The sequence below is a fragment of the Elusimicrobiota bacterium genome, from assembly GCA_016180815.1.
Lineage (GTDB): Bacteria > Elusimicrobiota > Elusimicrobia > JACQPE01 > JACQPE01 > JACPAN01.
In genome coordinates this window covers 56,763-77,171 of the sequence record JACPAN010000015.1, presented here as the reverse complement: position 1 = coordinate 77,171, position 20,409 = coordinate 56,763, and the positions used below count along the sequence as shown (strand labels likewise).

Here is a 20,409-nt window from a genome sequence, read left to right as displayed (position 1 = left end):
CTTTTTCGGGATGAGCGCGGGGGTGCACAGGGTTCGACGGGAGCGGATCCTACGCAACTTCAGGTCCTAGTTGGCCGAGGCTAGGTAAAAATCGGCCAAAACTGTACCTGCCGATAACGTCGGGTACGCTTGGGCTGCCGCTTAAACCGCGGTTCAGCCTGCGCTCCCCGGGTAACGCCTTCTAGCCCGGTCAGAGCGTCATTTAGAAGGCTAGGGAATCGGTGAGTCAAGCAGCCTCCGGCCGCTTCCGACAACATAAGGCGCCTTCGCGGTCAACCCCGTTCCCAGGGGGGTCGCGAAGTATAACTGGGGACTAAACCTGTAAATGTTGCGGGGTGAGGCTTTCGGACGCCGGTTCGATTCCGGCCACCTCCACTGTTTTAAAACGAAAAACCGATATTGGCCGTAAATGAGGCCAGGGAATGCCTGATGCGGGTGCCCAGGGAAACGTCGGCGTTGTCGCCCAACGGCCGCTCCAAGATCAGTTCGCCGGAAGGGATTCGGCGGCGGGCCTGTTGATCCGGAAATTCATAAAAATCCAAAGCGGCATGGCCGGCGGCCCGCCAGCCGTCGGGAAGAGGCGCCGCAAGCCCAAGCCCGGCCGTTGTTTTACTGTAGCTGAAGAGAGGGCGTTCCTGGAACGTCATTTTTTTCCATTCGACTCGCGGAGTGATCCGGGAAATAAGGCGTTGTTCCGGATGCCAGTCCCAGGCCGCCCGGAAACTGTTGCCGCGATGAGAAAAGAAACCGTCCTTATCGTCTTTTTCTTTCCAGCTCAGCGCCCAGGAAACTTTGTGGTCCGGGCGAATGAAGTGGCTGTTGCGCCACTCTAATTCCCAGAAGGAAAAATCGATATTGTCGTCCCGGTCTTCAGCCAGTTGCTTTGTGTCGCGCTGGCCGCCGCTGATTAAAACATGAGAGTTGTTCCAATGAGCGAAGCCGGGCTTCCATCCGGCCGAAGCGCGCCCTTCTTGCTTGAACTTTAGGCGTTCTCCGGCCCAATGGCGCTCGGATAAAACGCGCCCGGAAAAGTTGAACGGCCCGTGTTCAAGAGACCGCCCCAATGTCAGGCCCAATTTGCTTTCGTCGCGGTCGTTGGAGAAATCGTAGCGTTTGACGGCAACAGCGCCTTCCCAGCCGTTCATGTCTTCGACGAAAAATCGGCCGCCGCCTTCCCGCCAATTGCGGGCGGCCGCCGCGCGGAATAATTTTTGGCTGAAGGCGACGCCGGTTCCCCATTTCAGCGTTCGTCCGGCCCAAGCGGATTTACGCCAAGCATCCAGTTCCAACCGGCCGGCGACGAAATCGTTTGTTCGCGACACATACTCCCGTTGTCTACGTTCGGCCGTTAAGCGGAGTTTGGCTTTATCGTCGCCTTGAGCAAAACTGAAGCGGTTTCTCCAGAACGAAAATTCGTCGCCGTCTTCCTCTTCGTTAAGAACAGCGGCTAGGCTGGAGCGCCCGGTTTCGCCCAGGAGATTGATTTCAGTGGCCGTCGATGGGCGGGCGATGAAAACTAGGGCGACGAATAAAAGCCCGATGGGTCGCATCAGGCATTGGCCCTGGAAAGGGGCTGTTGTTGGATTTTAAGCGGGATGCTTTTTAAGCTCGTGCCGTTGACTAAAATTTCAATGGCATGGGCGCCGATTTTTTCAAAGCGAGTGTTGAAAAAGTTCAAGGCAATGGGTACGGATTGTTTAACGCCCGGGCCCAGATTCGGCGCGCGTTCCACATTGATGCCGCTGGAGAGATTGACGATTTTCCGGCCGTCTTCATCGATAATCATGATTTCAAGGCGATGTTCCCGGCCGGTTTCAGCCGGGGTCATCAGAAAACGCATGACCAGCGTCATGCGCGGTAAGGTGACCGGGGACTCTTTGACCCAGATGGTATCGAAAGCGCCGCCTAAAACATAAAGCTTGCCGCCCGTCACTTCCGCCGAATCCGCGAGAAAAGCGAAATCAAGTTCCATAAATTTCCCCTCGTCGGCCGATCTGCTTCGGAGAGGGAGGGATTCGAACCCTCGATACGCCTTTACGACGTATAACGGCTTAGCAAGCCGCCGCCATCAACCGCTCGGCCACCTCTCCAGATCAGCTAGAATTTAGTATCAATTCTACCTATTTGACGTCAAAGCGGGGAAAATTCGATGCGCGTATTTTTTAGACGGAAAAAAACATGAGCGACGGCGCTGCGGGTATTTTTATTGTCGTCTTGCGCCGGCGTCCCCGTGTCCGGGCGCAAGCGCGGCGTTAGGTTTTAGTGGAAGGGTGGCCGAGCGGTTGATGGCGCCGGTCTTGAAAACCGGTAGGGTGTAACAGCCCTCGTGGGTTCGAATCCCACCCCTTCCGAATCGCAGTTATTTTTGTTGTTGTTTGAGCCAGTCCAGCCAAGCCGTTTGCAGGGCTTGCGCATCCTTGTACCGATAGGCCGACCAGAAGGCTTTTGTTTCCGATTCACCCGAGCGTAATTTGTCGCAGAACACTTTAAAAGGGAGCTTTCCCCGGTTGAATAGGAAGCGGCCGATGGAATAAGCCTGAACGTACCAGTCCCCGGCCTCTTTGCTGGAGGCGCTTTCTTTGGGCTCGGAACCCATGAACGCTCCCAGCGCCTGGGGGGTCCAAGAATTTTTTCTTTTCATATAGGACAGCCAGGGCGCGTTTTTTTCATCCGCGCCAGCCAAATCTTCCATGAGCATGGCAATGCCTTCTTCCAACCAGCGCGGGGCATCCGAATTTTTTTCCCGGAAAAACCCGGTGAACAGCAGGTGGGTCATTTCATGGACCGCCGTTTGAAAAAAGACTTCTTGATCTTTGTCTTCGTAAAGCACGACGGTTCTGGTTTGATAGCGGGAAACGCCTTTGGACCAGGACGGCGGCTTGAATTCACCGGCCTTATAACTCGCTTCGGTTTGATACAGGTAAACATTAATTTTTTCTTTGCCGATCCAGGGAGCCAAAAGCCCCAGGTGCAGGCGGAGTTTTCCATGAAGGCGTTCGAATCCAATGCTTAGTCCCGACGGCAGGGCCCGGCCTTCATAGAAGAATTTGAAATGAGGCGTTTCCGATTGCCGCCATTGGGTTTGGAGGGTTTGCGTTTGCGCAAAAGCCGGCGTCGCCAGAAAAAAAGCCGCCGCTGCGAGAAAATACGGCCGGACCAATTTCATATCCCTAACTTATAAAATCCTATACCTGATAGGCATACACATACCGTGACCCATTTTTACATGAACGGCAATAGGATGTTTGACGTCGTCGTTGTGGGCGCCGGCGTTATCGGCACGGCGATCGCCAGAGAATTGGCGCTTCAGCGCCCGAAATGGGCCGTTGCCGTTCTTGAAAAAGAGCCCGGACCGGCGCGCCACACCAGCGGCCGAAATTCGGGTGTGGTGCATGCCGGGTTCAATCAAAAGCCCGGAACATTCAAAGCCAAGCTATGCGTGGAGGGGAATCGCCGCTTGCGCGCGCTGGGCGCCCAGGGGAAAGTTCCTTTGCAGGTCTTAGGAACGTTGGTGGTGGCCGCGGAGCAACGGGAGATCGCCGTTCTTGAAGAGCTCTTGAAACGGGGACAGGACAACGGGGTGGAGGGGCTTCGGCTGCTAAGCGGGTCCGAATTGCGCGCGCTGGAACCCAACGCATTGGGCATCGCCGCCCTTCATGCGCCCACCGGAGGCATTGTGGACAGCGGCGCGTTGGTTCGGCGGTTGGCAGCCGAGGCAACCGAGGCGGGCGTGCGGTTTTTTTATGAGCATAAAATCACGAGTCTTGAAGAAACCGGAAAAGGTTATGAAGCCGCAGTGTATTCTCCATCGGGCGCGACCCGCGTGCGTTCAAAAATTCTTATCAATGCGGCCGGGTTGTACGCGGATGTCATCGCCCGCCAGTTGGGCGTGGGCGCGGGTTACGCCATTATTCCGTTTCGAGGAGAGTACTATAAGATTCGGCCGGAAAAAGCGGGTTGCGTCCGTTCCATGATTTACCCGGCGCCGGATACGCGCTATCCTTTTCTCGGCGTTCATTGGACAAAAAAAATAGACGGCGGCTTGGCCGTCGGCCCCAACGCCGTGCTGGCGTTCGGCCGTGAATCCTACCGCGCGACGGATATTCATGTCGGCGAAACATTGGCCATGGTGGCAACCGCGCCTTTTTGGCGCATGTTGGGCAACCCCGAGTTCCGGCAGGCCGCCCGCAGGCAAATGGCCGTTTCGTTGTCACGGCGGCGTTTTTTTCAAGAAGCGGCCAGGCTGGTGAAGGGTTGCCGGATGGATGATTTGATTCCGGGTTCCGCCGGAAACCGGGCCCAACTCGTTAATCGCCAGGGCGAATTGGTGGACGATATTGTCGTGGAAACCCGGGGCGCGTCCGTGCATATTTTAAACGCGGTTTCTCCGGGGATGACGTCATCGCTTCCTTTTGCCGAGCATATCGCTCGGACCGCAGCGGCTTTTGCAGCGTGAGGCGCTCGGCATTTGTCCGGATAGCGGCCGGCCTCTTGTTGGGCCCCGGCGTCGCAGCAGCTTCGGAGGTCGTTCTTTCCACATCAGCCGTGCCTTTTGAAGCCGGCGTTTTGGTTCATGATGAGAAACAGGGTCGCGTCTATTTTTGGGACGGGTTTAATTTATCCCGCGGGTCGCAGAGCGTCAGCGGCCAATCGTTGGTTTATGACGCTAATTCGGGCGTTGCCGTGGCCACGGGCTCCGTTGTTTTTGACGATCCAAACATCGTGTTAAGGGGGGAATACTTGGAGGCCTATATTTCTTCGGAAACAGCCCATTGGCCCTCCGGCGTGCGCGGCGTTTTTAAGCAATCACCTTGGCGCTTCCAGGCCAAGGACCTTCGGGGAACCACAGAAAAGTATTATGTGCGCCGCGTCCGATTCACCTCGTGCGACAAACTCGATCCTGACTATCATATCTGGGCCTGGAAAGGGACGATCCGGCCCGGGCGCAAAGCCGCATTTCAACATGCGGTTTTTCACATCGGCCCGGTGCCTTTTTGGTATTGGCCGTATTACACGAAGTCCTTGACCCAGAAAGCGCGGCCCACGCTGTATTTAAACCCCGGGCAAAACGGCCGCGACGGGCAATTTCTGCGTTCCGTGATCGCGTTCCCGCTGGCCGGGGACAAGCTTTATCTGCGGACTCATGTCGATTATTTCGGCAAATTGGGCATCGGCGGCGGTCCGGAGTTTCTTTTTCGTGAGTCGGAGAGCAGAAAAGGCTCCCTGTACCTTTACACGATTAGGGAGCCCAGCGGCTTGCGTCAATGGGATGCGCGCGGCGACGGTTATTATGAAATCGTGCCCGGCTTGTCTACGCAAGGCACGTTTCGGTATCAGCGGGATCCGGCCTTCAATAATCTTTATAACAAGGACAACCCCGAGCGCGTCATGCCCGCGCTGAATTCCTCAATGGCCGTGAGCTGGAGCCGAAGAAATTTTCAAATTCGTTCTTTCTACAGCGATATCTGGGGGTTTGATCAAAAGGAAGGGCGTTTCCGCAGCACGACGCAGACTTTGCCCGGGTTGGAGGGAGTTTTACATCCGCAGCCTTTGGCCGGCGGGCTTCTTTTTATTCAGGGCAATACAACGCTGGCGCGCATGCGTTCGCGAAGCAGTTTTGAAGAACTGCCTTTTGATCGTTGGCAGGATACGGGCTCGGCCAGCGTTTTTCGTCCCTGGGGGATGCCGTTTGTTTCGTTCATCAACGGAACCATCGGCGCGTTTTTCGATCACAGTTATCAGAGCGCGCTTTCGCTCACTGATTTGCGTTCGACCAAGCAAAGCGGCTACGGCGGCAATGCCAGCTTGCGCATGGCTCCGCATGACATCCTCGACCTTTCGTTTACGTACACGCACCGGCTGCGTTCGGAAAAAGACAGCCTAAGACAGGATACCCAGGCCGCCGACCGGGGCGTGGCTCAGAAAAAACTTGACGCCCAGCAAATGAGCCGCCTGCCTTTTTGGAACGCCAATATTTACGCGCGAACCGGCTATAACTTTCCCACGATCCCGGGAACAAAATTGATCCATTGGACCCAGAACCTTGATCCTGTGTGGGGGACATTGTCGCTGTCGCCGTTGATCGGTTCGAGCTGGAACCTAGGCACGACTTACGAAGTGTTCAACAGAAAATACACGCACACGGTCACCTTGACCCAGGCCGCCGGCCGTCAAATGGTGACGGGGAATTTTCAATGGGCCAATTCGGATCCCAGGATTGTGATGCCGGCCGTCACCGCGAATCTATCATTGCCGTTATTTCATATTTTTAAGGTGACCTGGAGGGGCATCTACGTGTCTAAAATCGTATCCGGGCTTTCCGCCAGACGGGAAACGCTCAAAACGTTCGAGAAAGAGTTCGTCATTGTTCCCGGGTTTCACGATTTTTTTCTCACCCTCGTTTTCCGCCACCGCAAGGATGTCCGGGAATTTTTCTTCACCATCAGGCTCAGGCTGGCCCAACAGACCGAGCAGAAACTTTTGAAACAGCTTAATGAGCAGGAGTTTTTCCCCTGGCGTCCGCCCACCGAGTAGCCTGATCGAAAGTTCCGGTTGCGCGTTCGCCGTTATCCAGGTACCTTAGTAGTAGGCCCGACTTCATGAAACATAAAAATCGCCGCTGGATGGCGCCTTTTATCATTGCCGGGGTGGCCGGTTATTTTGCCGTGACGTATTCGGCGTTCCGGCATATTATTGACGTGCCCAGCATTCATTTGTGGCAGCTGCCCTTATGCTTGGCCGTGGCCACCGCCGTTGGCATTGAGATCGGGTATTTGTTCGTGGCCTTGTCCACCATCGCGGGCGCGGGAGTGGTTCTGGGGCTGGCCAAAAAAGCCGCGGCCATATGGGTCGGGGGCGAAATCGTGGCGGCGTGGATTTTAATCATGCTATGCGCCCGTTTCTCTAAGCGGGATCACAAGGCGCTGTTAGCCGCGGCCATGGAAACGGACAAGGCGCAGCGCGCCTTGGCGGAGCTGCACCGGGAGACCGCTTCTTATAAGGCCCGCATCGCCCACGTGGAGGCGCAGACCGAGCTTCGCCGCCGTCTCGCCCAAGGGGTGGCCATGATCGGGCGAAGTTTGAATCCGGCTGAAATTCAACAGGGCCTCAAGGAGGCGGTCAAGCTGAATTATTCGGGCATGGACGTTGAAGTCGCTTGGTTTCACCCGTCGAGCGAGGCCGGCATGGACCCGTTTGAGCTTTGGATGCGCGATCATAACCGGTTTTTATTGGTGACGGACACAAGAAAGGACGAGCGCTTTCGCGCTTATTTTGAGCGCGGGTTTCTTTATGATTACCGGTCCTTGGCCATGGTGCCCATCAAGGAGCACGCGTCCGGCGGCCGCACCGGGGTGTTGAAGCTTCAATCGCGCCAGCCCGGGGCGTTGAGTCAAGAGGACGTGCGCGTCTTGGATTTGTACGCGCTGTTGGTTAATTTGGGTCTGGAAAACGCCTCGCTCGTTCAAAAAATCGAAGAATTGGCGGTTAAAGACACCTTGACCGGGGTTTATACGCGCAAGGTGTTTGATGAACGGCTTCTTCAGGAATGCGCGCAAGCCAGCCGGTACAATTTATCCTTGACCATGGCCTTGGTGGATATCGATCATTTTAAATCGGTCAACGATCGTTACGGGCACCAAGCCGGGGATCAGCTGCTGGTGTTGATCAGCGGACTGTTGAAGACTTTGGTTCGCGACGTGGATTTCGTGGCGCGCTACGGCGGCGAGGAATTCGTCGTGCTTTTTCCGGAGACCGGCAAAGAACAGGCGGCGCAAACCATGGATATGATCCGCCAAAAAGTCGAAGCTCAGGAATTCAGGCCCAACGGATCCTCCGTTTTAAAGGCCACAATTTCCGTAGGCGTGGCCGGCTTCCCCGAGGAAACGACCAGTCCTCATCAGTTATTGCGCGCCGCGGACGAGCGTCTCTATATGGCCAAAGGGGTCGGCCGCAACCGGGTGGTCAGCTACTAGTGCGCTAGGAATATGGGCATTTTTTTATTGGCCGCCGCGCAATTGGGATTTTTAACCTTGGCCCCTTTGGGGCTGTACGCGCTGCCTAGGCGCAGCCAATCGTTTTTTTTATGGCTTGTTTTTCTTTGGGGAGGCTTTGGGGCGCTGGCCGTGGCTTTTTGGTTTGTCGGCCGCTCCGCCGGCGGCGAAGGAATCAACCCCAAAATCTGGCTGGGCGCGGCCGCCTGCCTGGCTTTGTTTGAGTCCTTATATCACCGCCGGTTTTTTTCAGGCGCAACCGTGGCCGAGATGATCAGTCGTCAGGACGAATTGCATGCGATTCAGGCGCAATTAGCCGGATCGCGCGAGGAAATCGGGCGGTTGAAAAATAAGCTTCAGTCCGGCGAGTCGCGCTTGAATGAAAGCTTCAAGTTTTATGCGACGGTGCGCGAGCTGGCCGAATGCGTGGATTTTGAGCACATGAAAAAGGTTTTGGAGCGCGATCTTCGACAGACGATGCCGCGCCTCATCGGCTTCGCCATTTTCGTTTATCAGGAAAAAGCCCGCCGCCTGGAGCCTCAGATTCAGCACCGGCTCTGGCTCAATCCCGAATGGGCCTCTCGCGCGCTGCTGGGGCGGGCTAAAGCCGACGCCAATACTTTTTTTGATCAAGACGACGCCGGGCGGGACTTGGTCGTTTCTCCGATCAGCGTAGGCAAAAATTTGTTGGGATTTTTTGTGGGCGCGCTTGAAGCCGGCGCCGTGCACGGGGCCGAGCGTCAGGAGATTCAGGATTACATGAGCACGTTGGCCGAGGAGCTTAAATTCGGCATGCTCAAAGCGATGAGCTTTTCCAAGGTCGAGGAGCTTTCACGCACCGACGGTTTGACCGGGCTGTTTCGCAGAGGCGTGTTCGATTTGACGCTGGAGGAGGAGTTCTTGCGGGCAAAGACGTTCAAGACGAATTTGGGGTTGATGATTTTAGACGTCGATCATTTTAAAAGCTTTAACGACAAATGGGGGCATCCCTTCGGCGACATCGTGCTGCGCAAAGTGGCCCATATCATCAAAGAGGGAGTTTATGAAACTGATTTTGTCGCGCGCTACGGCGGCGAGGAATTCGCTATTTTGTTGCCCCGCGCCAACGAGGACGGGGCCGCTCGCAAGGCCGAGCAAATCAGGCGCCGTCTTGAAGAAGAATCGTTTTATAACGAGGATAAAAAAATGGATATTCGCGCGACCATTTCCATTGGGGTGGCGTTTTTTCCCAGGGACGCCCAGGACGGCGCGGGTCTGCTGCGCGCCGCGGATGAAGCCTTGTATTATTCCAAGCAAATGGGCCGAAACCGCGTCACGTCCCGCTCGCACATGTCTTCCTAAGGGCCTTGTTCAATTGTTAAAATAACGTTGATGACACAAGAGGCGACGCTGGTTTTAATTAAGCCGGACGGGCTTAAAAAATCGTTGACCGGGAATATCCTGACCAAGCTTTCCGAGGCTAAATTAATCATCGCCGCAGCCAAAGTCGTGCGCCCGAGCCGCGAACTGGCCGAGGACCATTACCGTCATTTAAAAGACAAGCCGTTTTTTGGAGAAATCATTAGTTACATTCAGGGCAAAGTGCACGGCCATCCTTACGACCGCGTGCTGGCCTTTGTTTATGTCGGGGACAATGCGATCGAAAAGGTGAGAAAAATCGTCGGGGCCACAAACCCCGAAGAAGCCGAACCCACCAGCATCCGCGGCGCTTACGGCCGCATTTTGACTTCGGGTATTTTTGAAAACGTTATTCATGCCTCCTCGGACTCCAAAGACGCGGAGAGGGAAATCAAGCTTTGGTTCAAACCGGAAGATTTGGCGATGGACCTGTACCCGACCAAAAACGCCGTCAATAACGGCCACTCCGGCCGCGCCTGGGCTTAAACTTAAACCAGAGCGCCTTTTATTTTTTTGGGACTTTCGGCCCACCTTTTATAGGGACCTAAGACTCACGCCCAAGCGCGGATCAATTCCTAAACTGTCTTGTACATGCGACCCTGGACAAAAATCCGGGGATGGTTTAAGCTCGCTTTATGCGCGGCGGGTTTTCTCCTTCCCGGATGCGGCACTATTTCTACTTACCAAACAGGCAAAACCGTTCCCAAGGGGAAATTTTCTTTCGGCATGGGGACGGCGGCCGGATTATTCAGAACCAAGTCCCACATGGTCGGATTTCCATTGGAATTAGGTTATGGAATGGCCGAAGTCTTTGCGGGTTACGGCCTTTTTGATTTTTTGGATTTCCAGGTTAAAATGGCCGCGGCTACGCCCATGAAGGCGGACAACGAATCCGACGATCTGGCTAAGTTTTTAAAGGGCGGGAAAGCTTCCGGCGGGGGCTCGGTCCGGCTGGCTATGGCTCAGGAACGATGGGGGTTTCCGCTGTCTGTAGCCGTTGGATCAGGTTATTATGTCGGCTCCATGACCGAAAGCCGGACCGACTTTAAAACAAACGCGGAGACGTTTCGCCGATGGACGGAAATACGGGATCAAGTTTTTTTCGTGAACGTGTCCAAAGATGTTTTTTCTTGGTTGACGCCATACGGCGCGTATAAGCTGTATCGACGCCTAACCTTCAATCGCACCTGGGTTTACGGGGTGCCGACGGCCGCCGAAGCCATTAACGATACGCTGCAGGGTTATGGGGCCGGCGTGAGCTTCAACGTCGGCCGTCACAAAAATACGCATATCATGCTTGAGGCCAACGCCATCAAAGATACCGACGAACCCGCGCGTCATTATCAAAAGCAGGCCGGCCTGGGCATGAGCGTTGAGTTTTAGAATCCTTCCTTAAGTAAAATTTCCTGGTGAGCGCTTTTCGGACGCCGTTGTTTATTGCTCTTTTATTGTTTGAGCCGAGATGGTTTGACGGGAAACAGCCGCCGACGATTGTTTCGGACGGACGGCATGCTTTTATTGAGGCCCGCGTTCTTGAGACCTTGGGACGGGGGTGGTTTATCGAAACCGCGGCCATTGACGAACAGCCCCTGGTCAGGCGTTTGTATTGCCGTTTTTCGGATCCGGTGCATCCCGATCTTGTGAATTTGGTTGCCGGCGCACAGTTTTTGGCTTGGGGGCGCATCGCTGCGCCTTCTGCCGAAGCCTTGCCCGGCGCCGACGGGTGGAATCATTATCTACAGCGCCTGGGCGCCTCCGGCAGCTTCAACGTTGACGACGCGCGCGATCTTAAAATAATCCGCGGCGCCCGGGGCGCGGGTTCCCGGCTGGAATCCCTTCGATTGCGCCTGGCTGTTCGCTTGAAAGAGGCCTTTCCTGATGCTTCCGTGCGCGGCTTGATCGGCGGCCTTGTGCTGGGGGAAAAACGGCTGCTGGAGGCTTCGCTGGAGAAAAAATTCGCCGCTGCCGGCGTCATGCATTTATTGGTGGCCAGCGGCCTGCATGTGGCGCTTTGTTCCGGATTTTTATTTTTTCTGGCAAGGAAACTATGGGGGCTGCCCCGTTTAGTCGCGGCGGCCATGGTTGTTGCGGGAACCTGGGCGTTCGCTTTTTTTCTGGGTGCGAGTCCTCCGGTGCTGCGCGCGGCGTTAATGGCCAGTTTTTTATGGACGGGCCCTTTTTTTAAGCGCGAGACGACCCCGCTGGCCCGGTTGTTCTTGGCCGTTTTTCTTTTGCTGGCCTGGGATCCCGGTCTTTTCCGCGACGCGGGTTTTTTATTGTCCGCGTTCAGCACATTCGGGCTTATTTATGGGTGGCAGATTTGGGGACGCTCCCTGGAACAGCGTTTTAAAAATCGTTGGGCGCGTCCGTTTGTCGCGGCCGCGGCCGCGACATTGTTTGCTTGGTACAGCATTCTGCCTCTGTCCGCCGCGTTTTTTCATGAAATTTCTTTGATTGCCCCGTTGAGCAATGCCGTTTTGGTTCCTTTCTCCAGCCTGCTTTTGGGGTTGGGCGCCGCGGATTTGGGTCTGATGGAATGGTCGCCTTTCGGCCGCGAGGCGGCCCGCTGGGCGACGACGTTCGCAGCGCAACGGTTTATTGATTTGGCGCATTTTTTCGGTTCCTGGCCGGCGGCCTCGTTCGCCGCGCGTTCCTGGGGCTGGACCGCGATGGCAGCCTGGTCGTTGGTTTTTTTCTTGCGTAGGAATTTGCGCTGGAACGCGGCCGTTGTGGCCGCGGCCCTGGCGTTGTTGGGCTTCGACGGCCTTTGTCGTTTATGGGCATCGCCGCGCTTGTATTTATTTTCAAACGGCGAGGGATTCGCGGCCGCTTATCTGGAGAAGGCGTATGGGGGCGGTTTTTGCCTGGCGGATTCGCAAATCAGCGGCGACCCCGCTTTGTTGTCCGCGTCTTGGCGCGCTTTTTTAAAATCGCGCGGGCATTCAGGCTCAGGGGATGCGTGTTTGTCCGGATCGACAGGCGGCGGAAATTTTGTTCCTTCGGGAGCTTTTTCGGGCGTGAACCGGCAGATGGCGATTTCCTGCGGCCGGGAATTTTTGGCCTTTCCCTTGAGCCCGTATCCTATAATTCCCGATGACCGTCCGGCGCGATTAATCGAATGCCGGGGCGGACGCCTGGTGCAAAAAGCAATTTGACGGAGGTTTGTCCGGTTGATCCTGATTTTTTATAACCACAGAAAACCGCTTGTTCGCAAGGTGCTCCCGGAGCTACAATCGTTCCTGGAGAAAAGGCGCCGCGCCACGCGGCTAATCGAATCCCGAGAGTTGAAACCGATTCAAGCCGCGAGCGGCGGCAAGCGCGTTTCGTCGCGGGCGCCGGCTCAACTGGCGATCTCTTTAGGCGGCGACGGCACGCTTTTGGCCGCCGCTCGCGAAGTGTTCCCCGGGCGTATCCCGATGATGGGCATCAATCTGGGCGGATTGGGTTTTTTGTCCGCCGCCGATCATACGGATTGGAGAGAAAACTTGGAGCTGGCCCTTGAGGAGCGCCTGCCCAAAGAAGAACGGATGGTTCTTGACGTTGAATTGAACCTTGGCCGCCGGCAGTTTCACCGCATTGCCATCAACGATTGCGTTATTCGTTCCGGTCGCAACCCCCGCATGCTGGAGATGGAAATTTCTTCTGATCGCCACGGCTATTTGGCCCGGGTTCACGGCGACGGCTTAATCGGCGCCACGCCCACGGGCTCCTCGGCCTATGCGTTGGCCGCCGGCGGCCCGCTCGTTGATCCCCAGGTGCCCGCTTTTTTGGTGGTTCCTTTGGCTTCGCACAGCCTGACCCAGCGCCCCCTGTTGATTGATTCCGCGCAGGCGTTGACCGTCAAACTTTGCCCTTATCGGGGGGAAGCATCCCGAGCGGCGGTGGTCTTGGACGGCCAGCTTTCCCAGGAAATGGCGGACGGCGATTGGGTCATTTTACGCCGGCACCACGCTTCGTTTATTTTGCTTCGAAGCCGTAAACACACGTATTTTGATTTTTTGCGTGAAAAACTGCACTGGGCCGCTTAACATTCATGATTGAAGAACTGACGATTAAAAACCTGGGCATTATCGACACGCTTTCCATCGAATTGACTTCCGGTTTGAACGTCATCACGGGCGAAACCGGGGCCGGGAAATCCCTTTTATTGAAATCGATCCGTTTTCTTTTCGGCGACGGCCCGGCGCCCGCTGATCTCGTCCGGCGGGGCGAGCGTTGCCTTGAAGTTGCGGCGCGCTGCCTTGTGAACCGGCGGAGTTCGCCGCGCCTTGCGGCCGAGCTTGCCGAAAAAGGCGTTGACGTCGAAGACGGCGTATTGACCATTAAGCGGGTTTTTGAGGCGGATTCCGGAAGAAGCCGGGCGTTTCTGCAGGATATGCCGGCGGCTTTGTCGAGCCTTAAGCGTTTGGGTCAAGCCATTCTGGAAGTTCATGGGCAAGGTGAAAGCGCGTCTCTTTATGACCCCTCGTTCGCCCAAGCCTTTTTGGATCATTGGGGGCGTTACGACAAATTTTTGTCCGCTTACGCGGAGGCCTTTGATGCCTGGCGGGAAGCGCTGGGCGAACTCGAACAACATCGGGATTTCGTCGGCCGGAATTTGCCCGGTCTGGAGCTGATCGAGCATCATTTGAAGGAGCTGCAGGAGATCGATTTTGACCCCAAAACGTTGGCTGCGCTGACGGACGATCTCCCTTTATGGGTTGCCAAGGGCGAGGTCGCCGAGCAGATGGCCGGCCTGATGGACAGCCTTGAGAATCCCGACGCCGACGCCGTTCAAGCGTTGTCCCGGGCCGCTTTGCTGGCCGAGCGTTTGAGGTCCCGATTGGGCGAGCGTAACGACGTCGTTTTGCTGGCCGAGCGTTTGGCTCAGGCCCGCGAAGCTGCCGGTGAGGCGCTCCGTTTTGCCGAACAAATACGGCATTCATTGGAGTTTGATCCGGCGCGTCTGGATGAATTGTTGGGGTTGAAAGCGAAAATCGATAGGCTTTTAGCCAAACATCGTTTAAGTCGGACGGAAGAGTTGTCTTCGTTGAAAATAAAATTCGCCCAGGACCGGCAGCGGCTGGCCAATGCCGCGGCCGAGGAAGCCCGTTTAGCCGAGGAAGCCGCTCGCTTGGAGCGCGCTGCCCGCAAGGAGGCGGAGGCTCTTTCGCTGCAGAGATCGGCAGCAGCCAAGGATCTCAGCCAAAAAGCGACCAAAGAAGTCCGCCTGCTGGGTTTGGAACAGGCGACAATCGAATTTGAGAGCGTGCCCGTGGAAACGCTGGGTTCTCAAGGCGCGGATCATATTGTTTGCCATTTTTCGCCCAATCCGGGGGAAGGTAAAAAAGAGCTTCGCCGGATCGCTTCGGGAGGGGAGTCGTCCCGCGTGGCGCTGGCTCTTAAAAGTTTAAATATGAATAAAGGCCGCCGGGCCGAGGTCCCCTGGGTTCTCTTGCTCGATGAAGTGGAACAGGGGCTATCGAGCCAGGTCGCGGCTTTGGTCGCCCAGCGGCTTCAGTCGCTGGCCGCCGAGCATCAAATCATTGCCGTAACGCATTCGCCCATGCTGGCCGGACGCGCTAAAACGCTTTTTCGCGTGGGCAAGCGCACGGCGGGCGGCCGAACGACGGCGGATTTGCGCCGGCTTGAGGGTGCCGGAGACATCAAAACCGAAATGATGAGGCTTTTGGGCGCTGTGTCCGCAAAAGAAAGGGGGGTATTGGAGGCTTATGTCAATCAATTGCTTGAATTACCGCAACATATTGCGTCTTAGCGTTGTTTTTGCCGCTTGCGTGTTCGTTCAGACGGCTACGGCATCGGCCCAGGCCCGCGCGTTGCGCGAGGCCGGGCATTTCGGCGTTATTTTGGGGGCGCCCACCGGTATGACCATTGATTTTCATGCGGACCGGGCTAATCGTATTTTTGTCGACGCGGGAGCTTGGTCCGATGATCTAAGCGTCAATGCCGGGTGGCAGCATCGTTTCCCCGGACTAGCGACCCTTAAAGACCAGCGTGTTTCTTTGGCCAGCCATTTGGGCGCCGCCGTCCATTTTCGTTTCGACAAAAAAACGGTTTTCGGAGTCGGTCCTGTGTTGGCGCAGGAACTTGTTATTCAAGATTCCCCGTTTTCTTTTTTTGTCCGTTTGATTCCATTAATCCGGATGGCGCCGTCTGTTGGTTATAACCTGAGTTTTACGGCAGGAGCGGTTTTTTCTTTTTAATCGCCGGTTTTTAATAAAAACAGCGGTCCCATTCAAAAAATGGGACTTTGGACTTTTAGGGTATTGACATATTCCGAACAAGTTGATTAAATTGCATCAACGCTGGAGGTGGTCAAATAAAAATGAGTACCCCTGATAATCAGCCGTGCGAAAACGTGAACGCGGACGCAACAGGCGCTTTTGCATCTCAGACCAAGGATGTCCGTGTCGAAGTCCGCACATCTACTGAGCGCGTCGAAGGTTTTATCAAGATTCCCGTTGAGGCTCAGAATTACTGCAAAAGGCTCTCCGACGTCCTCTGGTATGCCGATCGCGGCGGCACCGGGATTCTGACCGTGGCCAACGCCTCCGTCTATGATCTTAAAACAGCCAAGCTGATCACTCGTCAGAGGCTTTTAGGCGTCGCCAAAGCTCAAGTGACTTATTTTTGGCTTTTGCCGCAGGACGGAGAGGGCGAACAGCCGTTGGTCGTCGAACTCGGCGAGCGCTCTTAAAAACCGGCCCGCCCCTTTTCATCATCTCCCGCCGGCCCCGGCTCTAAGGCGAGGCCGCCAAATTTCTTTTTTTCCTTCCGACAGCCGCCGCTTCTTGAGCATAGCGATGAACGGCGCGTCCGACAGCCGCCGCGAAGAGGCGGGCAAATTCAGAATCCCAAGCCAGTAACTCTTCCTGCCAGGGGAAAAGCACATATCCAGACTCGATCAAAATCGCCGGTATCGTGATTTCCCTGGTCACGTATAAATCGCTCCAAAGCACTCCGTTCGAGGGTATTTTTAAATTGGCCGCTCCCAGTTCTTTGCCGGCGCGCTGCGCCAGACCCAAAGACTGATTGTGGTAATAGTACACGGATGAACCCCAGGGGCCTCGCGCAAAAGGATCCACCCAAGAAGGGAAATCGTTGATGTGAATGGAAATAAATAGGTCGGGGTTCACGCGTTTGGCTAGGGCGACGCGCTCTTCCAGCGCAACGGTTTGATCCGTGGCTGAGCGCGTTAAAATCGTTTGAGCGCCCAGGGCGTCAAGCCGTTTGGCCACTTCTTTAGTCAAGCGAAGATTAAGATGCTGTTCCAAAGTTCCTGAGGGCCCCGGCGCTCCTGTTTCCCGGCCTCCGTGTCCGGCATCAAGCATGACGGTCAAGCCGGATAGTTCGCGTCGGTAGGGACTCGGCCGGATTTGGGTGGAATCCGGATCGATGCTTTGGCGGGCTCCCGGTGTCGACCGAGATTCCGCGCCGGTTTCGGCGCGCCCACGGCGCAGGCGCAAGGCAAGGCCGCCTTTTTGAGCCTCAGCCCAATAGCCCCAATACAGAGGCCGGTTCAATTGCACGAGAATGTCGACCTCGTCTTCTTGAGGGATGGTCCAGGAAACGCTGCGAATCAGGGACGATTGCCCGCCGGTTTTATAGGGGATCCAATTCAGATGAATGCGCGCGTTAAAGAGCCTGATTTTAATATCGTCGTCGCCCCGGCGTTCGATTAAGAAAGGAAGCTGAAGATTTTCTTGCCAATTAATGCGCAGCAGCGTTTCCGTCGCGGCTTCATGGTTTTCTTGAACTTCGATCGCGCTCAAGATGGGGGATTTGGGAAGAAAATTTTCCAGGATCACGTCCGAGGTTGCGATCCAACCGGAAAGAGCCCCGGCCAGGCGCAGGCGGTAAAGTTGGCCGAACAGGCCGTCCGTCGTCAATATGGTCCCTGATGAGACGCTGAACCAATAGCTTCCATTTTCAATGTTGGCCAGCACTTTGGCGTTGGCGGCAATGACGCGCGCGGCTTTCGGCCAGCGGCCTGTCTTGGCCACGCGAATTTTTCGTTTGGTTTCCACCTTGATATCGTCGCCGCCCGGTGTTTCGAAAAAAATTTGCAACGGACCTTCTTTGGAGGCGTCAAAAACTTCGTTTGGAGCTAAGACGAATCGAGTTTCATAAAGCCCGGGCCGTGTTTCCATCATTGATGTTTTGCCCGTCAGGCCGGCGATGCGATAGCGCGCTTGTCCTCCGGCGGGAGCCTGAAAGGAGATGCCGACGGCTTCGCCGGGAAGAATTTCGCAGAGCCCGGTTTTCGGCTCGAGGCTTGATAGGATTTGTTCTTTCGGGCCCAACGGTTTATTTGTTTCGATAGCGACGGTTTTTCGGGCTAATGCCGGTCCGCCGGTCCTGGTTGTCGCCATAATCAAAAAATTGTCCCCGGAGTTTTTTGGGATGGGGAGATAGGCGACAAAAGCGCCCGTACGAAAAACGGGCGTTGGGGCGTCATTGATCAAAATTTCGGATAGAGGCGAACCCTTGACGTTCCCGGCGACAATCACCCCCTTCGCGTGACTTGGCAATGTTTCGGCTTCTCTGGGGCGGACGAGAACGATTTCCTGGCTCAACGCAGGCGAAGGCCGCGCGACCGCGAACGCAAGGAATAGCAAGGCAGCCGGAATACGCACGGCGTTATTATGGTGTTTTCATTCGGGCCAATCCAGCGATCCGACCGAAGAATCTGGAATAATGAGGCCATGTCCGTTCTTTTTGCCGTTTGTTGGCGTTTACGATGGGGCGTTTTGGGCGTTTTAGCCGTGGTGGCCGGTTCTTTTTTTCTTCGCCGCGAAATGATGGAACTGCCGCAATTGCCTCAGGTGAAATTTTGGGAACCGGCCATGGGTTCCAAGCTGATGGATCGCACGGGCCGGGTGATTTTTGAATACGCCGTTGAAAAAAGAGATTACATGCCCCTGAAGCATATCCCCAGGTCATTGCAAGACGCTTTTGTCGCCATTGAAGACGAGCGTTTTTTCGATCATTGGGGGATCGATCCCAGAGCCATTGCCCGCGCCGTGTGGGCTAATTTTATTCACGGGCGCGTGGTGCAGGGCGGAAGCACCATCACTCAGCAAATCGCCAAGAATTTGTTTTTAACCAGAGAGCGCAGCGTGCGCCGGAAATTGAGGGAGTTGCTCTTGGCGATTTACATCGAGAGGCATCTGTCCAAGGAAGAAATTTTGGAAATGTATCTGAATCAAGTTTACCTGGGGCACGGGGTTTACGGCGCCAGCGAAGGAGCCCGGACGTTTTTTGGGAAGGATGTGGGGGAAATTACGATCGCGGAGTCGGCCATGCTGGCCGGTTTGGTTAAGGCGCCGGCCAATTATTCTCCGTGGCGCGCTCCGGAAGCGGCCAATACCCGTTCTCGAGTGGTTTTAAAAAGGATGGAAGACCTGGGTTTCGTTTCTCCGGCGGCCTATGATCAAGCCCTGAAAGAGGGCGTGCTGATCACCAGCAAAAGCGTTTCAGCCTTGCCGCCGGCCTTTGCGCACTTTATCGAATATATCCGTCAAGACGTGGAAGAGCGTTATTCGCCGGAGCTTCTTTGGAAAGGCGGCCTGGAAATCGAAACGACTCTGGACGCGCAGGTTCAGGAGAAAGCGTATGAGGTTTTTGTCGGCGCTTTGGAGAATTTCGACAAAGCCCGCGCCGAATGGGAGTTAAACCGGGGCAACGTGGCGTTCGCTACGTCGACGCTGAAGGTCGAGGGAGCGTATTTGGCCCTCGAAGCAAAGACGGGGGGAATTCTAATCTGGCTGGGTGGGCGTGATTTTCGCGTTTCTCAGTACAACCGCGTGTACCAATCCCGCCGTCAGCCCGGCAGCGCTTTCAAGCCGTTTGTCTGGTTGGCCGCCGTATTAAACGGCGCCGCGCCGGCCGCCATTTATGATGATTTACCGTTGGCCTATACATACGACGGAAAAAATTGGCGCCTCGTGGAGGGTTCCACGGATTTCTATACGATTTTACAGACGACAGCCACGCTGCCTCCTGAAATGGCCTGGGTGCCGGGCAATTTTGACGGCAAGTACCTGGGGCCAATTACCCTAAGGCGCGGCTTGGCGCTTTCGCGCAATGTGATTTCCATCCGGCTCGTTGATCAAGCCACGCCTAGGCGGGTTGTGCAAGTCGCTCATCGTGCCGGCATCGAAAGCCGGCTCGACCCGGTTTTGTCATTGGGCTTGGGCACGGCCGAGGTGACGTTGCTTGAATTGGCGGGCGCGTATCAGACCTTGGCCAACTTGGGTATCCACGCTAAACCTTACGCCATTCGCCGTATTAAAAACAGCCAAACAGGGGCGATGCTTGAGGAAAACAGGCCGTTGCTGGCCGAGGCTCTTCCTTCGGCGGAGACGTTTTTGACCGTGGATATGATGAAAAGCGTAGTGTCGGAAGGAACGGCGCGACGCGCCGGGGCGGCCATCAAGCGGGCGTTGGCCGGCAAAACCGGGACGGCTCAGGATAATCGCGATCTCTGGTTCGTGGGCTTTACTCCCGATGTCGTCGCCGGCGGCTGGATGGGCTATGACACTCCCGATGCGTTGGGCAAAAAAGACGTCACCGGCGGATCGACCATCGTCCCCTGGTGGATCGAGGTGAGCCGTCCGATTATGGAATCCTATCCGCCCCATGAGTTCGGGCCGCCTCCCGACGGCGTTGTTTTTCAAAAAATATGCACGGTGAGCGGGTACTTGGCGCGCTCCAGTTGTCCGAAAACCAGGCTTGAGGTTTTTCTGCGCGAGGCCCAGCCATCCGTATTTTGCGAACTTGACAGCCATGAGCGGGAAGTTTTGACGCGGCCTAGAGATTTGGTTTTGCCCAGCACGGCGACTACGGAAAGCCCTCAGGAGACGATCGTGGCGCCCGAGGAGGGCGCTCAAGAGGAATCTCCGGAGGAAACGACTCCCGGCGATGAAGAGCCGGCTTCCGGCGCTGTCGAAGAGGATGTTGAGGAGGAGCTTCAGGAGGAAGCCGGGGAGCAGGAGTGAAGTTATATATAAAGGAAAAG

Annotated in this window: 16 protein-coding genes, 2 tRNA genes and 1 other RNA gene; 14 read left to right on the top strand and 5 right to left on the bottom strand. The window is 55.8% G+C overall.

Translation table 11 applies throughout. The annotated features are described in order from the left end of the window. Positions 1-18: 18 nt before the first annotated feature. Positions 19-378, top strand: a transfer-messenger RNA (tmRNA) gene (gene ssrA / locus HYT79_08255). A 2-nt stretch (positions 379-380) separates the two neighbouring features. On the opposite strand, the gene HYT79_08250 is transcribed toward ssrA, so the two are convergent. The 3 genes from HYT79_08250 to HYT79_08240 form a co-directional block, all read right to left on the bottom strand. Further along, the gene (locus tag HYT79_08250; protein MBI2070581.1) at positions 381-1,550 is read right to left on the bottom strand and encodes a hypothetical protein; all 1,170 of its coding nucleotides are present in this window, start codon (positions 1,548-1,550) and stop codon (positions 381-383) included. Continuing rightward, the gene (locus HYT79_08245; protein MBI2070580.1) at positions 1,550-1,972 is read right to left on the bottom strand and encodes a hypothetical protein; all 423 of its coding nucleotides are present in this window, start codon (positions 1,970-1,972) and stop codon (positions 1,550-1,552) included. The genes HYT79_08250 and HYT79_08245 overlap by 1 nt, the downstream gene beginning before the upstream one ends. Positions 1,973-2,000: 28 nt before the next feature. Next, positions 2,001-2,090, bottom strand: a tRNA-Ser gene (locus HYT79_08240). Positions 2,091-2,264: 174 nt separating this feature from the next. Here HYT79_08240 and HYT79_08235 point away from each other — a divergent pair. Then, a tRNA-Ser gene (locus tag HYT79_08235) sits at positions 2,265-2,351 on the top strand. Between the two features lie 8 nt (positions 2,352-2,359). Here the strand turns inward: HYT79_08235 and HYT79_08230 are convergent. Next, on the bottom strand, positions 2,360-3,166 hold the full coding sequence (locus HYT79_08230; protein ID MBI2070579.1) for a hypothetical protein: 807 nt from the start codon (positions 3,164-3,166) through the stop codon (positions 2,360-2,362). Positions 3,167-3,211: 45 nt separating this feature from the next. On the opposite strand from HYT79_08230, the gene lhgO reads away from it, so the two are divergent. From lhgO to HYT79_08175, 11 genes are all read left to right on the top strand, one after another. Continuing rightward, complete coding sequence (gene lhgO / locus HYT79_08225; GenBank protein MBI2070578.1) at positions 3,212-4,456, top strand: L-2-hydroxyglutarate oxidase; 1,245 nt, start codon at positions 3,212-3,214, stop codon at positions 4,454-4,456. Continuing rightward, positions 4,453-6,534 (top strand): LPS-assembly protein LptD, encoded by a 2,082-nt coding sequence (locus tag HYT79_08220; GenBank protein MBI2070577.1) that lies wholly within the window; start codon positions 4,453-4,455, stop codon positions 6,532-6,534. The genes lhgO and HYT79_08220 overlap by 4 nt, the downstream gene beginning before the upstream one ends. A 65-nt stretch (positions 6,535-6,599) precedes the next feature. Continuing rightward, complete coding sequence (locus tag HYT79_08215) at positions 6,600-7,973, top strand: sensor domain-containing diguanylate cyclase (GenBank protein MBI2070576.1); 1,374 nt, start codon at positions 6,600-6,602, stop codon at positions 7,971-7,973. Between the two features lie 12 nt (positions 7,974-7,985). Next, the gene (locus tag HYT79_08210; protein MBI2070575.1) at positions 7,986-9,332 is read left to right on the top strand and encodes a GGDEF domain-containing protein; all 1,347 of its coding nucleotides are present in this window, start codon (positions 7,986-7,988) and stop codon (positions 9,330-9,332) included. A gap of 30 nt (positions 9,333-9,362) precedes the next feature. Next, positions 9,363-9,875: a nucleoside-diphosphate kinase gene (locus tag HYT79_08205; GenBank protein MBI2070574.1), complete on the top strand. Its 513-nt coding sequence runs from the start codon at positions 9,363-9,365 to the stop codon at positions 9,873-9,875. Between the two features lie 105 nt (positions 9,876-9,980). Continuing rightward, a complete protein-coding gene (locus HYT79_08200) occupies positions 9,981-10,772 on the top strand; it encodes a hypothetical protein (protein ID MBI2070573.1) in 792 nt (263 codons plus the stop codon). 26 nt (positions 10,773-10,798) lie between these two features. Then, the gene (locus HYT79_08195) at positions 10,799-12,544 is read left to right on the top strand and encodes a ComEC/Rec2 family competence protein (GenBank protein MBI2070572.1); all 1,746 of its coding nucleotides are present in this window, start codon (positions 10,799-10,801) and stop codon (positions 12,542-12,544) included. Positions 12,545-12,559: 15 nt separating this feature from the next. After that, positions 12,560-13,417, top strand: a complete 858-nt coding sequence (locus HYT79_08190) for an NAD(+)/NADH kinase (GenBank protein ID MBI2070571.1) — start codon at positions 12,560-12,562, stop codon at positions 13,415-13,417. A gap of 5 nt (positions 13,418-13,422) precedes the next feature. Continuing rightward, entirely contained in the window at positions 13,423-15,144 is a 1,722-nt protein-coding gene (locus HYT79_08185) for an AAA family ATPase (GenBank protein MBI2070570.1), read from the top strand. Next, positions 15,134-15,592 carry a hypothetical protein gene (locus tag HYT79_08180; protein MBI2070569.1) on the top strand — a complete coding sequence of 153 codons (459 nt, stop codon included), beginning with the start codon at positions 15,134-15,136 and terminating at the stop codon, positions 15,590-15,592. The genes HYT79_08185 and HYT79_08180 overlap by 11 nt, the downstream gene beginning before the upstream one ends. Positions 15,593-15,714: 122 nt before the next feature. After that, positions 15,715-16,086: a hypothetical protein gene (locus HYT79_08175; GenBank protein ID MBI2070568.1), complete on the top strand. Its 372-nt coding sequence runs from the start codon at positions 15,715-15,717 to the stop codon at positions 16,084-16,086. Positions 16,087-16,129: 43 nt separating this feature from the next. On the opposite strand, the gene HYT79_08170 is transcribed toward HYT79_08175, so the two are convergent. Further along, positions 16,130-18,025 carry an N-acetylmuramoyl-L-alanine amidase gene (locus tag HYT79_08170; protein MBI2070567.1) on the bottom strand — a complete coding sequence of 632 codons (1,896 nt, stop codon included), beginning with the start codon at positions 18,023-18,025 and terminating at the stop codon, positions 16,130-16,132. Between the two features lie 69 nt (positions 18,026-18,094). Between HYT79_08170 and HYT79_08165 the strand changes: the two genes are divergently transcribed. Then, complete coding sequence (locus tag HYT79_08165) at positions 18,095-20,389, top strand: PBP1A family penicillin-binding protein (GenBank protein ID MBI2070566.1); 2,295 nt, start codon at positions 18,095-18,097, stop codon at positions 20,387-20,389. Positions 20,390-20,409: the final 20 nt, after the last annotated feature.

What these genes read in the sequence shown, in the direction of transcription:
- HYT79_08165 (MBI2070566.1), top strand. Translation starts at nt 18,095, where the DNA reads ATGTCCGTTCTTTTTGCCGTTTGTTGGCGTTTACGATGGGGCGTTTTG.
- HYT79_08245 (MBI2070580.1), bottom strand. Translation starts at nt 1,972, where the DNA reads ATGGAACTTGATTTCGCTTTTCTCGCGGATTCGGCGGAAGTGACGGGC.
- HYT79_08200 (MBI2070573.1), top strand. Translation starts at nt 9,981, where the DNA reads ATGCGACCCTGGACAAAAATCCGGGGATGGTTTAAGCTCGCTTTATGC.
- HYT79_08175 (MBI2070568.1), top strand. Translation starts at nt 15,715, where the DNA reads ATGAGTACCCCTGATAATCAGCCGTGCGAAAACGTGAACGCGGACGCA.
- HYT79_08250 (MBI2070581.1), bottom strand. Translation starts at nt 1,550, where the DNA reads ATGCGACCCATCGGGCTTTTATTCGTCGCCCTAGTTTTCATCGCCCGC.
- HYT79_08230 (MBI2070579.1), bottom strand. Translation starts at nt 3,166, where the DNA reads ATGAAATTGGTCCGGCCGTATTTTCTCGCAGCGGCGGCTTTTTTTCTG.
- HYT79_08215 (MBI2070576.1), top strand. Translation starts at nt 6,600, where the DNA reads ATGAAACATAAAAATCGCCGCTGGATGGCGCCTTTTATCATTGCCGGG.
- HYT79_08205 (MBI2070574.1), top strand. Translation starts at nt 9,363, where the DNA reads ATGACACAAGAGGCGACGCTGGTTTTAATTAAGCCGGACGGGCTTAAA.
- HYT79_08210 (MBI2070575.1), top strand. Translation starts at nt 7,986, where the DNA reads ATGGGCATTTTTTTATTGGCCGCCGCGCAATTGGGATTTTTAACCTTG.
- HYT79_08185 (MBI2070570.1), top strand. Translation starts at nt 13,423, where the DNA reads ATGATTGAAGAACTGACGATTAAAAACCTGGGCATTATCGACACGCTT.